The organism is Flavobacterium sp. YO64 (assembly GCF_004119505.1).
Lineage (GTDB): Bacteria > Bacteroidota > Bacteroidia > Flavobacteriales > Flavobacteriaceae > Flavobacterium > Flavobacterium oncorhynchi.
Genome location: NZ_NRQV01000014.1, coordinates 1 through 14,217, shown reverse-complemented (window position 1 = coordinate 14,217; position 14,217 = coordinate 1). Strand labels below are relative to the sequence as shown.

General features: G+C 33.2%; 10 protein-coding genes. 3 read left to right on the top strand and 7 right to left on the bottom strand.

Annotation, left to right across the window (positions count from 1 at the left end; translation table 11 throughout):
• Window positions 1-5 precede the first annotated feature (5 nt).
• From BOW57_RS11675 to truA, 4 genes are all read right to left on the bottom strand, one after another.
• Window positions 6-2,600, bottom strand: coding sequence for a zinc-dependent metalloprotease (locus BOW57_RS11675; RefSeq protein WP_129054445.1), 2,595 nt, complete (start codon window positions 2,598-2,600; stop codon window positions 6-8).
• A gap of 86 nt (window positions 2,601-2,686) precedes the next feature.
• Complete coding sequence (locus tag BOW57_RS11670; RefSeq protein WP_129054443.1) at window positions 2,687-4,252, bottom strand: sensor histidine kinase; 1,566 nt, start codon at window positions 4,250-4,252, stop codon at window positions 2,687-2,689.
• Between the two features lie 23 nt (window positions 4,253-4,275).
• Window positions 4,276-6,030: an ABC transporter ATP-binding protein gene (locus BOW57_RS11665; protein WP_129054441.1), complete on the bottom strand. Its 1,755-nt coding sequence runs from the start codon at window positions 6,028-6,030 to the stop codon at window positions 4,276-4,278.
• Between the two features lie 57 nt (window positions 6,031-6,087).
• Window positions 6,088-6,822 (bottom strand): tRNA pseudouridine(38-40) synthase TruA, encoded by a 735-nt coding sequence (gene truA, locus BOW57_RS11660; protein ID WP_129054438.1) that lies wholly within the window; start codon window positions 6,820-6,822, stop codon window positions 6,088-6,090.
• 465 nt (window positions 6,823-7,287) lie between these two features.
• Between truA and BOW57_RS11655 the strand changes: the two genes are divergently transcribed.
• Both BOW57_RS11655 and BOW57_RS11650 read left to right on the top strand, forming a co-directional pair.
• Window positions 7,288-9,207, top strand: coding sequence for an SPFH domain-containing protein (locus BOW57_RS11655; protein ID WP_129054436.1), 1,920 nt, complete (start codon window positions 7,288-7,290; stop codon window positions 9,205-9,207).
• A gap of 212 nt (window positions 9,208-9,419) precedes the next feature.
• Window positions 9,420-9,914: a metallophosphoesterase gene (locus tag BOW57_RS11650; protein WP_129054434.1), complete on the top strand. Its 495-nt coding sequence runs from the start codon at window positions 9,420-9,422 to the stop codon at window positions 9,912-9,914.
• Window positions 9,915-9,919: 5 nt separating this feature from the next.
• Here the strand turns inward: BOW57_RS11650 and BOW57_RS11645 are convergent, their stop codons facing one another.
• The 3 genes from BOW57_RS11645 to BOW57_RS11635 all read right to left on the bottom strand — a co-directional run bounded on the left by BOW57_RS11645 (window position 9,920) and on the right by BOW57_RS11635 (window position 12,116).
• Window positions 9,920-10,813: a sensor histidine kinase gene (locus BOW57_RS11645; protein ID WP_241687436.1), complete on the bottom strand. Its 894-nt coding sequence runs from the start codon at window positions 10,811-10,813 to the stop codon at window positions 9,920-9,922.
• A 60-nt stretch (window positions 10,814-10,873) separates the two neighbouring features.
• Complete coding sequence (locus tag BOW57_RS11640) at window positions 10,874-11,536, bottom strand: response regulator transcription factor (protein ID WP_089053250.1); 663 nt, start codon at window positions 11,534-11,536, stop codon at window positions 10,874-10,876.
• Window positions 11,537-11,699: 163 nt separating this feature from the next.
• Window positions 11,700-12,116, bottom strand: a complete 417-nt coding sequence (locus BOW57_RS11635; RefSeq protein WP_089053251.1) for a DUF4293 domain-containing protein — start codon at window positions 12,114-12,116, stop codon at window positions 11,700-11,702.
• A 183-nt stretch (window positions 12,117-12,299) separates the two neighbouring features.
• Here BOW57_RS11635 and rho point away from each other — a divergent pair, with 183 nt between their 5' ends.
• A complete protein-coding gene (rho, locus tag BOW57_RS11630; protein WP_129054430.1) occupies window positions 12,300-14,126 on the top strand; it encodes a transcription termination factor Rho in 1,827 nt (608 codons plus the stop codon).
• Window positions 14,127-14,217: the final 91 nt, after the last annotated feature.

Sequence of the window (14,217 nt, the reverse complement as noted above, 5' to 3'; positions counted from 1 at the left end):
GTATATTAATTGATTGTGTTGTTTAGCGCTTTTTCGATTCTTTGAATTAAATCGGTATAATGATTTTGAGTCGATTGATCTCCAGTATTCTTTTTCAGTTTTAGTAATTTTAAAACCGTATTCAATTCTCCTTTTTTATCAGAGGTAACTTCTGTAACTCTTTTTAAAGAAGTCTGATTGATATTCCGAACCATTTTCGAATCTTCTAAATAATTGCATAAATGCGGCATATTTAGTGTTTCCTGAATGTCGATTATTTTTTTACCATCTGTTTTTTCAAATATTTTATTTGTAGAAACAATCAAAACATCTACATAGTTCTTTTGCGTCATGCGCTCTAGAATTGTCAGCGATTTACCTTGTATTGTTCCTGCAAATACACTTTGATGTATCTTTTTAAATAAATCATTTACGGTAAATACCTTCTCAGTGGTTTTATTTCGTTGGTACAATTCGTTTTCTGTTATTCGAAGTAAACGATCATCACTAAACAAATCGTATAAAATACCGTACTGCAATTCTCTTGATAAAGTATAAGGCGTGTATTCGTAAGGTCCTACAGGAGAATCTTTAAGCGGATTTGTTTTGTCTAAAATATCGTTAAAGAATAACCATTGTGGAATTGTAAGTACATTTTTGATTAAATAATCGGCTGCTCTTTTTTGCATTACTGCCGAAACAGGAATGTAACTTTGTTTGTTGTCTCCGTGAACAGTTTCGTTTAAATAAACTCCGCCAATATTATTCAATACATGACGATTGTACAATTGCCATTGTCCAATAGTTCCTATATATAGTTTACCAGTTTCGTAATACGTACGATCTTTATCGTAGGTCCAGTTTAAGATGTTATCTACAACACGTTTTAGATTTTTTAAACCATATTCGCTCGCTTTTACAGCGTCGTTTCCTAAGTCTTCAGATTGAGAACGCGGATCGATTATATTTTCTTGCTGTTCACCATAAAAATAAATCAGATCATTTTGATGTTTGGCAATTAACTCGTTTAATTTTAAAGTTTCATTTTCATTTACATTGTACCATCTGTAACCCCATTCGATAGCATATTTATCATATTCTCCAATTTTTGGAGTAATTACAGTAACATTATCTTCTGGCTGCGCCACATAATTGTAACGAGCATAATCCATAATAGATGGTGCAGTACCGCCCATTTTTGCGGTAAAATCTTTAGAACGCAAAGATTCAACATCATAAGCAAAAGAAGATCCCATATTATGTTTAAGTCCAAAAGTATGACCAACTTCATGTGATGATACAAATCGAATGGCTTCTCCCATAAGCTCATCGCTAAATTTGTTTCCTCTGGCTTTTGGGTCAATTGGACCTGTTTGTATACGCATCCAGCTTTGTAAAGACGTCATTACATTATGCCACCAAATAATATCGGCTTCTAGAATTTCACCGCTTCTTGGATCAACAACAGATGGTCCCATTGCGTTCGATTTTGGCGATGCAGCATATGTAATTACAGAATAACGTACATCATCTACGTCAAAATCTAAATCTTTTTCAGTTGGTTCTTTAGCAATAATGGCGTTTTTAAATCCCGCTTTTTCAAAAGCAATCTGCCAATCGTGAACACCATCAATAATATAGTTTCTCCATTGTTTTGGAGTCGAAGGATCAATATAATAAACAATTTGTTTTTTAGGTTCAACCAGTTCGCCTTTTAAATAACGTTCTTCATCTTCTTTTTTAGGTTCTAAACGCCAGCGTGTAATAAGCTCCTTTTCTAACATTGCCTGCTGCGCATCAGCAAAGTACCAATGTTTTTCAGTGAAATAACCAATTCGTCTATCAGAAAAACGCGGTTTCATAGGTGTTTTATCAAGTAAAACAATATTACTTGTTACACCAAGAGTTACAGACAAAGCTGGTCCGCCTTCGCTTACAGAAGTCGTTAACTGTGATTTTACAACAATGTTTTTTGGAAATGATTTTAGACTTTCAATATAAGATAAGTCAGATTTTACAGAACCTCCAAAACCTATGTTGCTCAAAACATCATTGAAGCTTTTTTGCTTCCCGTCAAAAATCTTATTTACTTTAATTACAACTGCAGTCGAATCGTTGTTTTTAGTTTCAATATCAAAAACTTCAATAATAGATTCAGAGAAATTATCGATTACTGATGCTGTGATAGCGTCTTCTTTAGGAGAAGAAACTTTTGGGACATATGATTTTACCCAAACTTTCTTTGCAATTGTATCTTTATAAAAGGTAATTATTTTGTTTTCATAATTCATCCCTTTGTTTAATCCAGCTTCATTAACTTGAAATGGAACTTGAGATAATTTGTTTACAACTAGAAATTCTCTTTTAAATAAACTATCCTGAATTTCAAAATAAACATCGGTTTTAACCTGAATGATATTAAAAAGCCCTTTTTTAAGTGTTCCCTTTTTTATAAGGTCACCGTATTTCTTTGTTTTTTTAGAATCAGTAGAATCTTTTGCAATTTCGGTATCCGTTTCTTTTTTCTTTTTCTTCTGAGCAAGAACAGTAACGGGAACAAATAAGAGCAGAACTAGTAAGCAGAATAATTTTAAATTATGCAGGAATGCCTTTTCCTTCATTTTGATGTTAAGTTTAAGTTAATTTTCCGCCGAAGCTATTTGATTTTAGCTCGAAAAAAAAACAAAAGGGAGTGAGTGGCTTTATTTTAGGAGTGAATGTGTATTAATGGCAAGATACAAACAAAATTGCCCTCTTTTTCTGAGGTTTCAAAATTGGTTTTCGAGTAAAATTGATAAATACTGTTCAGATAATTTAGCCCAAACTTGGTTCCGGGCTCGCTGTCAGCCTTTTTTTGGAGATTGTTCGTAATAATTACTTGATTTTTCTGAATCAGAATTTGAGTTGTTAACGGTGTTTCCTGCGTCGCTTTATTATGCTTAATTGCATTCTCAATCACAACTTGAAGAGCCAGATACGGAATAAATTTTTCTAAGGCTTCTTGGTCTTCGATTTGAATCGAAAAGAACAATTCTTCCTTAAAACGGGTTTGCTGTAAAAAGATATATTTTTCGATAAATAACAGTTCCTGCTTTAACGGGACAATGTTTTTTTCTGGCGGATCTATTAAATAACGATAAATACGTGATAAGTTCAGTGTAAACTTTTGAGCGGTTTTTACATCACTGTCAATTAACATATAGAGTGAATTGAGCGAATTGAATAAAAAATGAGGATTTATCTGTTCCTTTAATTGTTGTAACTGAATAAGCGCTTTTTCTTTTATAATTTTTTCATTCTCGACTAGCAGTTTGTTCTTTTCATTTTCGACAATTTCTTTCTCCGTATAAGCACGTCTGTTTGCATAAGAGAATATGTAGAAAATCAATAAAAGCATTACAGTTGTAATCGAATAAATCCAAGTCGAGTATTTTTTGATTAGGGATACATTTTCAACTTCAAAAATTTTAGGAGAATTAACAGATACAAACCATCGAGAACCTTTAATATCTAGTTTTTTGGTAAATCGAATTACATCAAGTTTTAAAAATTCAGACATTGTAATTCTTTTTACGAAATCTTTTTTCTTGCTGAAAATAGTATCTGAAGGTTTAACAGAAGAAACGTCAAATATATTTTTTCCAACAAATTTTAAGTCTGGGTGAAAAATACAGGCGCCGGTTTTATCAAATACAAAAGCATAATTAGAAACCGTTTTGTCAATTGTAGACAAGTAGGCATGGAGGTTCTTCAAATTAATATCATACCCATAACGAACAACGGTGTTTTTTGAAATTAGTTTGAAATAAATTCTCCAAAGCCATTGTTTATTTTGAAATATAACTGTGCTTACATGATTGGCATCTTTGTTTTTAAGAATAAAATCTGCAGCTTCCTTTTTCCTTAAATCAGAAGGTAAAGTAATTCCAAATTGAATCTTGTCATCATTAATTTGAAACCAGTTGTTCGTAATCATTGCATTTGTGGCTTGCAATGAAGACAAAACTTTTAAGTTTGTCGATAAATTAGTAGAATTACTAATGTTTAGAATATGTTTTATCTGGTTTTCTTGTTCTAGGAATTTTGAAAATTCCTGCGACATGAATTCCTGCTTTTTATAAAAGCTGCGCTGCGCCATATCTTCACTTGCTTGTTCCGTAAGATCTGTAATTAATTTACTAAGTATGTAAACAGAAGTAACGGTAATTAGTATAGAGATAATTACATAAATTAAAAAAGCACGGCGTGAAGTGGTATTGTATTTAAATTTCAAAAAAGTATTGTATTGTTTAAAACCTAATTTGCAACTGCAAATTGTGAGTCATATAAGTTTTTATAATAGCCATCGGTTTTAGTGAGTAATTCTTGATGTGTTCCTTGTTCTACGATTAATCCTTTATCCATAACGACAATTTTATCAGCATTAACAATTGTTGCTAATCGGTGTGCGATAATAATTGAAGTGCTTCCTTTCGTAATCGTTTCTGTAGCGCGCTGAATTAATTCTTCTGAATAAGTATCTATTGATGAAGTTGCTTCATCTAAAATCAAAATACTCGGATTACTTACATATGAACGTAAAAAAGCAATCAGCTGTCTTTGTCCAGACGAAAGCATTACACCTCGTTCTTTAACATCAAAATCGTAATTGTCAGGCAGACTCATAATAAAGTCATGAACGCCAATTTTTTTTGCAGCCTCTAAAACCTGTTCACGACTGATTTCTGGATTGTGCAGTGTAATATTATTGTAAATCGTATCGGCAAACAAAAAAACATCCTGCAGTACCACCGCAATTTGTTTTCGTAACGAAGCCAAAGTATAATTTTCAATATTGTGACCGTCAATATAAATGCTGCCGCTGTTAATTTCATAAAAGCGATTCAGTAAATTAATAATAGTCGATTTTCCTGCACCCGTAGAACCAACAATAGCAATTGTTTGTCCCGCATTTACAGATAAATCAATTCCTTTAATAACTTCTTCTTCTGGAATGTAACTAAAACGAACTTGTTTGAATTCGATGCTTCCTTCGAATACTGGAGCTTCAATAGTTCCGGTATCCTGAATATGATCTTGGGTGTCGATGATATCAAAAACACGATTGGCAGCAATCATTCCTAATTGCATTTCATTAAATTTATCAGCAATCTGTCTTAACGGATTAAACAGCATTCCGATAAACATCGTATAAGAAAATAAGTCTCCAAACGTAGTAAAATGATCTCCGTTTAAAATTTTAAAACCGCCGTAAACTACCACTAAACCTAAAGTAATTGATGAAATAATATCGGCAATAGGGAAAAATATCGAGTTGTATAAAATAGTTTTAATCCAAGCAACTCTATGCTTATTGTTGATTTCTTTGAAATTTTCGGCTTCGATTTTTTCACGGTTAAAAAGCTGTACGATTTTCATTCCCGTAACACGTTCCTGTACGAATGAGTTCATGTTTGCAATTTGCGTGCGCACTTCTTCAAAAGCAACTTGCATTTTACGTTGAAAAATTCTAGTGATGTAAACAAGAATTGGCATTGCAACCACAACAATCCAAGTTAGTTTCCAATTCATATAAAACATAAAAATCAAAACCACCAGCATTTTCATCAAATCGCTTATAATCATAAACAAACCTTGACTGAAAATTCGAGCAATCGATTCAATGTCCGAAACAGATCTGGTCACCAATTGTCCTACTGGAACCAAATCAAAATACTTCATTCTAAAGCTCAAAATGTGTTTGAAAAGTTTTGTACGAATGTCTTTTACAATATCCTGTCCAAGCCAGTTGGCCCAATACACAAAGTAAAACTGAGAGAAAACTTCCATCAGTAAAACCACTCCCATTAAAATAATATATAACAGTAAACCTTGCTTGTCATGAGTTGCGATATAGCCGTCGACCGTTTGTTTTAGTAAATAAGGTCTCAGCGCTGCAAAAATCGATAGCGAAATGGCAAAAATAATAACGCCGTAATAGCGCCATTTATAAGGCTTGGTATATTTTAAAATGCGTTTAAATAATCCGGTATCAAATGCTTTTGCTTTCATTTATTTTTTTCAATGCTTTATGCTGTAAGCTTTAGGCAATAGGCTTAAATCCAACAGTTATAAATAGTCGTAATAAATTTTGGTTAAATATAAACCATGTGCAGGAACGGAAAAACCTGCTTTTTCTCTGTTTTTACTGGCAATAATATTTTCAAGATCTGCCAGTGTAATTTTATGTAAACCAATATTGACTAAAGTTCCCACGATTGCGCGAACCATATTCCGTAAAAAACGATTAGCCGATATTGTAAAAATTAATTTATTGTTTTCAACTTTCCAATACGCCTCAAAAATCGTGCAATCAAAGGTGTTTACATCTGTATGTACTTTCGAGAAACATTGAAAATCGGTATGCTGCAGCAAAATTTTCGCCGCCTCATTCATCAAAGCTACATCTAATTTTTGATTAAAGTACCAGCTCAACTCCTGCAAAAATGGATTTTTAACAGTGTTTATATGGTATTCATAAGTTCTTTTTGTAGCGTCAAATCTGCAATGCGCATCATCATGAACTTTAATCAGATTAAAAATGGCAATGTCTTTTGGTAAATACGAATTAAGCTTATGAACCAGAATTTTGCTGTCAATATCAGAATCGTAATCAAAATGCGCATACATTTCCTCAGCATGAACACCAGTGTCAGTTCGTCCTGCGCCCATTAAAACGATACGCGAATTTAGTAAAACTGAAAGCGCTTTATTTAAAGTTTCCTGAACAGATGAGGCGTTGGGCTGAATTTGCCAGCCATGATAATGTGTTCCGTTATAAGCAAATTGAATAAAATATCTCATTTTAAGGTGCAGAGGTTCTGAGGTGCAAAGGTACGAAAAAAAGTGGCTAAGGTGTTAAGGTGCTAAGATGCTAAGTTTTTTTTAGAAGTTGTTAAGGTTCAGAAGTTCAAAGAAACAAAGGTTTTTTATATGTGATTTTATAAAGACGTACCGCACAGTGCATCTACAAGACGATTGTCACAATACATTTGCATGATGTAAGACATCCTGCTGTTCACTTCTACAGAAAACCTTTGAATCTTTGTTTCTCTGTTGCTTTGAACCTGTTAAAAAACGTTAAATCTCAAATTACCAATCATAGTTTGTTCAGTGAAAAATCGTGTCAGAAATTGACAATTCCAACGATTTAAAAAAGTCTTTTTTTACGAGTTTTTTAGATGAAATAACTAAATGTTAATTTTTGAAAATATTTCATTTTAACAGGAAATATTTCTCTTATGTTTGTAGTCTAAATATCAAAAAACTATGAATGAAATTACTTCTTATTGGTGGATAATTTTAATCTTATTCGCCATTGTATTTTACAAATTTATTTTACGCGTTTTCTTCGGAATGGTCATTGTTCCAGAGGATAAAATTGGTTTAGTAACCAAAAAATTTGTTTTGTTTGGCGCAGACAAATCATTGCCAGACGGCCGAATCATTGCTACAAAAGGTGAGGCTGGTTATCAGGCACAAACATTAGCTCCAGGTTTGTATTGGGGAATGTGGATTTGGCAATATTCAATTGATATGACTGGGTTTACAATTATTCCCGAAGGGAAAATTGGTCTGGTTTTAAGTAAAGATGGAAAAGAAATTCCAACCGGAAGAATCTTAGCCAGAAAAGTTGAAAGTGATAATTTTCAAGATGCAACGGCATTCTTGAATAACGGCGGACAAAAAGGGCGTCAAACGGCTTTTATTACTACGGGATCGTATCGTATAAATACTTTTTTGTTCGAAATTATTATCGCTGATCAAATCAAGATTTACGAAAATATGATTGGTATTGTAACGGCGCTTGATGGAGAGCCGATTCCGCAAGGACAAATTGCTGGTAAGTTTGTCAACGATCATAATAATTTTCAGGATTTTGATAAGTTTTTAGAGCACGGCGGAAATCGTGGTTTACAGCCTCAAGTTATGCTGGCAGGTTCTTACTATATTAATACGTGGGGAATTTTGATCGAACAAAATCCTATGACCGATGTGCCAATTGGATATGTTGGAGTTGTGATTTCTTATATTGGAGAAGATGGACAGGACGTTACAGGCGATACCTTTAAGCATGGAAATATTGTTTCAAAAGGACAAAGAGGTGTTTGGATGGAACCTTTTGGACCAGGTAAATATGCATTGAACAAATACACGACCAAATTAGAGCCAGTTCCAACAACGAATTTAGTATTAAACTGGGCTAACGCACGCAGTGAATCGCATGACTTAGATAAAAATCTTTCGACGATTACAGTTCGCTCAAAAGATGGTTTCCCTTTCAATTTGGATGTAGCGCAAATCATTCACGTTCCCGCTGCCGAAGCGCCAAAAGTAATTGCAAGATTTGGAAGCATGAATAATTTAGTTTCTCAGGTTTTAGAACCTACAATTGGTAACTATTTTAGAAACTCGGCTCAGGACAGCGATGTGATTTCGTTTTTAACAACCAGAAAAGAGCGTCAGGAATCGGCAAAAAATCATATTAAGTTAGTGCTTGACGAATACAACGTAAATGCGGTTGATACTTTGATTGGAGATATTGTTCCGCCAGATTCATTAATGAAGACTTTAACAGATCGAAAATTGGCTGAGGAAGAGCAAAAAACATATCAAACCCAAAGAATGGCGCAAGAACAACGTCAGGGAATGGAAAAAGAAACTGCAATTGCTGATATGCAGAAAGAAATTGTTAGAGCCTCTCAAAGTGTTGAAATCGCACAACGTACTGCCGATGCAACGGTAAAAAAAGCAGAAGGTGATGCAACTAGTTTGAAATTGAATGTAAATGCCGAAGCAGAAGCTACAAAAATGCGTGCAAATGCTGAAGCGGAAGCTACAAAAGCCAGAGCAGGAGCACAGGCAGAAGCAACTAAGTTAAATGCAAGTGCAGAGGCAGAGCGAATTTCAAAAACGGGTCTTGCCGAAGCAGAAAAAATTATGGCAATTGGTAAATCGACTGCAGAATCTTATCAATTACAAGTTACTGCGATGGGTGGTGATAATTTTACCCGCTACAAAGTAACAGAGGAAATTGGAAAAGGAAACATTAAAGTAATTCCAGATGTTTTAATTTCAGGAAATGCTGGTTCTGATGGATCTATCAGTGGTTTGTTAGGTTTAAAACTAATGGAAATGATGGATACTAAAGAGGTAAAGGATGTGAAAAATCAAAATCCTAAAAAATAGTAATGAATAAATACCTAACAGGTTTTAAAAACCTGTTAAAATATAAATCCGATTGGCTTTAGCTAATCGGATTTTTTATTTTAAAATTAAAAGAAAAATTCTCAAACCTGATAAAGAAAACCCTCAGAACCTTAGCTCTCCAGAACCTTAGTTCCTTAAAAAAAACCTTTGTACCTTTGCCCCTAAGAACCTTTGTACCTCCTTAAAAAAGAATGAAAAAAATCCTCCTGCTTTCAGATACTCACAGTCATATTGATGAAACAATTTTAAAATATGTGGTCCAGGCTGATGAAGTATGGCACGCTGGAGATATTGGAGATTTGAATGTAACGGATACGATAAAAAAGTTGAAACCTCTTCGTTGTGTATATGGTAATATAGATGATGCAAAAGCAAGATTAGAATTCCCGCTTCATAATAGGTTTTTGTGTGAAAATGTTTCTGTTTGGATAACTCATATTGGGGGGTATCCCGGAAAATACAATCCAAGTATTAGAGAAGAAATGGTTTCGAATCCTCCAAAATTATTTATTTGCGGGCATTCTCATATTTTAAAAGTAATGTTTGATAAGAAAAACAATTTATTGCATATGAACCCTGGTGCCGCTGGTAAAAGCGGATTTCATCAAATGAGAACAATGCTTCGTTTTGTAATTGATGACGACAAAATAAAGGATCTTGAGATTATAGAAATTGGTAAAAAGTAAAAAAATTAATGAGGTAATGGAATTTGTATCTTAATTGTTGTTCCATTGTTTTCCTTTGAAGAGATAGAGAAGCTTCCTTTGTATTTTTTGATTCTAGCTCGAATACGGTTTAATCCAAAACCTTCAATTTGGTTTAATTTAAGTGTTTTAAAGCCTTTACCGTTATCATAAATAATGATTACAAAGTGTTCGTTTTTTTCTTGCAGTGTGATTTTAGCTTTTTGAGCGCCGCTGTGTTTTATAATATTATTGAACAGTTCAGTTACAATAAAATAAAGCTTCATTTCAAATTTCTCCGGATATCTTTTTTCTGTTGGAACAGAACTAGAAAACTCAAAACGTATATTTGAAGTACTGTTTTTTTCGCATAAATCTTCTAAAGCATAGATTAACCCAAATCGGACTAAAAGAGTAGGAACAAGGTCATGAGACATATCACGCAATAAATCGTGCGCTTCTGCCAAAATCGTTTTTGATTTACTGATTTCTTCTGATGTTACATTGTATTTTGTAGTATAAACGTTTAAATGCAATGAAGCTGAAGTTAATAGTGAGTTGATGTTATCGTGCAAAAACGATGCGATTTTTTTTTGTTCGTTTTCCTGGCTGTCAATTCCAGCATTAATAACATTTAGGAGTATTTTCTGTTTGATGTCTTTTCTCCTAATTTTTTGCTTGAGTTTATTGTTTTGATAAACAAAGTAAAATAAGAGTGAAATAATTATAATAAGTACAACAAATAAGCTGACTACTTTTTTGTTTCTTAACTGTTCGCGTTTGACCTGTGGAGAAATAGTACTTTTGCTGGAATCATTTAGTAATGTAGTATTCGTTTTTTCAGAAGGATTATTTTGTTGACCGTAGACTTTGTCTCCATTGGAAATAAAGAATAGTATCAATATTAAAATTCTAATAAACACCATAAAATTTCGGATAGTTACTTATTTGTATTTTCTGAACTACGAATTAATTAAATTATTTTTTAAGGCATATTTTACCAATCCAATTGTGTTTTTTATCTGCAGTTTTTTCATAATATTCTTGCGATGTGTTTCAACAGTATTTGTACTGATAAAAAGCTGTTCGCTTATTTCTTTTCCGCTGTATTCTAAGCATATTAGCGTGATTATTTCAATTTCACGCGGACTTAAAATAGGATTTTCGATATAAACATCTTTGTTTACTTTTGGATTGTTTTGAAAAAAGATGTTGAATATTTTCTCTCTTACAGCATCACAAAAATATTCTTGTTCTTGATAAACAGCTTCAATTGCTTCGATGATATTCTGGCCGGCACATTTTTTTGTCAAATAGCCTTTGGCGCCTAATTTCATTACTTCTTTTATGATTTTTAAATCATCATAACTGGATAAAATAATCACTTTTGCAGGAAATCCTTTTTGACTGAATTCTTTTAAAACTTCAACACCGTCTTTTCCAGGCATACTGATGTCAAGAATTAATATATCAGGTTTGTCGAGCAAGATATCTTCATAAATAGTACTGCCATTCAATGAGCTTCCTACAACTTCAAAATTAGAAACAGTCTGAAGTAAATTAGTGAGCCCATCAATCAGTACTTGATGATCGTCGGCAAGATGAATCCTTATTTTATTTGTCATAATGGTTTTTGGAACAGAAATACAAATTTATGAAAAAAATATCTTACAACTTTGTTTTTGATCTTCGTTTTAGAATTATCAGTTTAAGGGTAAATTAAAAGCACAAAAAAACCCGAAATAAAATTTCGGGTTCTCTTCGCACATAAAAATTAAGTTTATAGGTTTATCTCAAACGATCTACAGATTTTACAAGATCTTCGTCCTTTTTGATGGCTTTATTAGCTAAAACTAATAACACGATAGCAACAATAGGAAGAAACATCCCAATACCTTTCTCAGAAACAGCGTTTACTGTCTCTCCAGATAAATTTAGAGAACGATATACAAATAATCCTAATAAAATTAAATTTAATATTATGTTCAATCTGCCCATTACAAATTGATTTTGTCTTTTCTTGTATGAAATGATACTAACGATGCTAAGCATTGTACTTAATCCTAGTAAAACAGTGTAAAGCTGATCTTGCATAAAGTAAAAAGCTTTACCAGTATTTAAGGTCCAAAGCGGCGTAAAAAACATTAAAACCCCTGTTACTAAAAAGGTAAGAATTAAATATACGGTTTGAATTCGTTGTATCATGATCTAAAATTGTTTTACAAAAATATATTTTCTTTTTTTAAAATACTATTGTATGATTAAATTTTATTCGTATTATTGCATCATAATACCGTAAGCACTTCATACTGCGGTCAATTGAATTAAATATATCTACCTATTCTTTTACAGTTTTTCCTTTAAAATAATTAAATTCATAGAACATTCATGTTTGATATTTCTGCATTAAAAGAAATGAAGCTTTCTGAGCTTCAAGAAATAGCTAAGTTAGCTAAAACAATAAAGTTTAATGGCGTTAAAAAAGATACTCTGATTACTCAGATATTAGCGCACCAAGAAGCGGCTTCAGCGGCGCCGGAACCAACTATTGTTGAAAAGGAAATAACTGATGATAAACCAAAAAGAGCTAGAATTGCTCCGGCAAAGAAAATTGTCAGTAAAAATGCTCCAGTTTTAGAATTTGATAAGATTGAGGAAGCTCCAAAGGAAATTGAAACTCCAGCGGCGGTAGAAAAAAAGGAAACTGTACAAGTTCAAGAAAAAGCAGAAAATAAAACGGCAGAGAATAAAGCAGCAGAAAAGAAAGCACCGAAAATAGTTAAGTTTAATAAATCAGCTTACGAAAAAAAGGTAGCCCTGCAAAAAGAAAAAGAAGCAGCAAAAGAAATAGTTTCAAACGAAGAAACATCTGAAACACCTGAAACACCAGCAATTGTTGCAAATACAGAGAAATCTGAAACTCCTGCCCCAGCAAAAAAGATTGTTCCTAATCAGAATAAAAATCAAAATCCCAACCCAAATCAAAATCCAGCTCAAAACCCAAACCAAAGCGGGAATGGAAACGGGAATAACGGAAACCAGAATCCAAACCAAAATCATAAAAATAAAAAGAATAATTTCAGAGATTCAGATTTTGAATTTGACGGAATTATAGAAAGTGAAGGTGTTCTTGAAATGATGCCTGACGGTTATGGATTTTTACGTTCATCAGATTATAATTACTTAGCGTCTCCTGATGATATTTATTTATCGACTTCACAAATTAGATTGTTTGGTTTAAAAACAGGAGATACTGTAAAAGGAGTGGTTCGCCCTCCAAAAGAAGGAGAAAAGTTTTTCCCTTTAGTTCGTGTTCTTAAAATCAATGGTCACGATCCGCAAGTTGTTCGTGATAGAGTTTCTTTTGAACATTTGACGCCGGTTTTCCCTTCAGAAAAATTCAAATTAGCCGAAAAAGGAAGTTCAGTTTCTACACGTATTATTGATTTGTTTTCTCCAATAGGAAAAGGACAACGTGGTATGATAGTCGCACAACCGAAAACGGGTAAAACAATGTTATTAAAAGACATTGCAAATGCAATTGCAGCTAACCATCCTGAGGTTTATTTAATTGTTCTTTTAATTGATGAACGTCCTGAAGAGGTTACAGATATGCAGCGCAGTGTTCGTGGTGAAGTTATTGCTTCAACTTTTGACAGAGAGCCGCAAGAACACGTGAAAATTGCTAATATCGTACTAGAAAAAGCAAAACGTTTAGTAGAATGTGGTCACGATGTAGTGATTTTACTAGATTCGATTACACGTTTAGCAAGAGCTTATAATACAGTTCAGCCGGCATCTGGAAAAGTGTTAAGTGGAGGTGTGGATGCAAATGCATTACAAAAACCAAAACGTTTCTTTGGAGCGGCTAGAAATGTAGAAAACGGCGGTTCGTTAAGTATCATCGCAACTGCATTGACAGAAACAGGTTCTAAAATGGATGAGGTTATCTTTGAAGAGTTCAAAGGAACTGGTAACATGGAACTTCAATTGGATCGTAAAATTGCAAACAAACGTATTTTCCCTGCAATTGATCTTACTTCGTCAAGCACGCGTCGCGATGATTTATTATTAGACGAGAAAACGTTACAAAGAATGTGGATTATGCGTAAATATCTTTCAGATATGAACCCAGTAGAATCTATGGATTTTGTAAACGATCGTTTCAAAAAAACCAGAAATAACGAAGAGTTTTTGATTTCTATGAATGACTAGAGGAAGTTGCAAAGGGACATAGGTTCAAAGTAGCAAAGGTTTTATTTGTAGAGATTTATCTTCAATATAAAATCATAAAAAAAGNGAGATA

Coding starts and splice junctions, on each gene's coding strand:
- BOW57_RS11675 (WP_129054445.1), bottom strand. CDS start 2,600: ATGAAGGAAAAGGCATTCCTGCATAATTTAAAATTATTCTGCTTACTA.
- BOW57_RS11665 (WP_129054441.1), bottom strand. CDS start 6,030: ATGAAAGCAAAAGCATTTGATACCGGATTATTTAAACGCATTTTAAAA.
- BOW57_RS11655 (WP_129054436.1), top strand. CDS start 7,288: ATGAATGAAATTACTTCTTATTGGTGGATAATTTTAATCTTATTCGCC.
- BOW57_RS11650 (WP_129054434.1), top strand. CDS start 9,420: ATGAAAAAAATCCTCCTGCTTTCAGATACTCACAGTCATATTGATGAA.
- rho (WP_129054430.1), top strand. CDS start 12,300: ATGTTTGATATTTCTGCATTAAAAGAAATGAAGCTTTCTGAGCTTCAA.
- truA (WP_129054438.1), bottom strand. CDS start 6,822: ATGAGATATTTTATTCAATTTGCTTATAACGGAACACATTATCATGGC.
- BOW57_RS11640 (WP_089053250.1), bottom strand. CDS start 11,536: ATGACAAATAAAATAAGGATTCATCTTGCCGACGATCATCAAGTACTG.
- BOW57_RS11635 (WP_089053251.1), bottom strand. CDS start 12,116: ATGATACAACGAATTCAAACCGTATATTTAATTCTTACCTTTTTAGTA.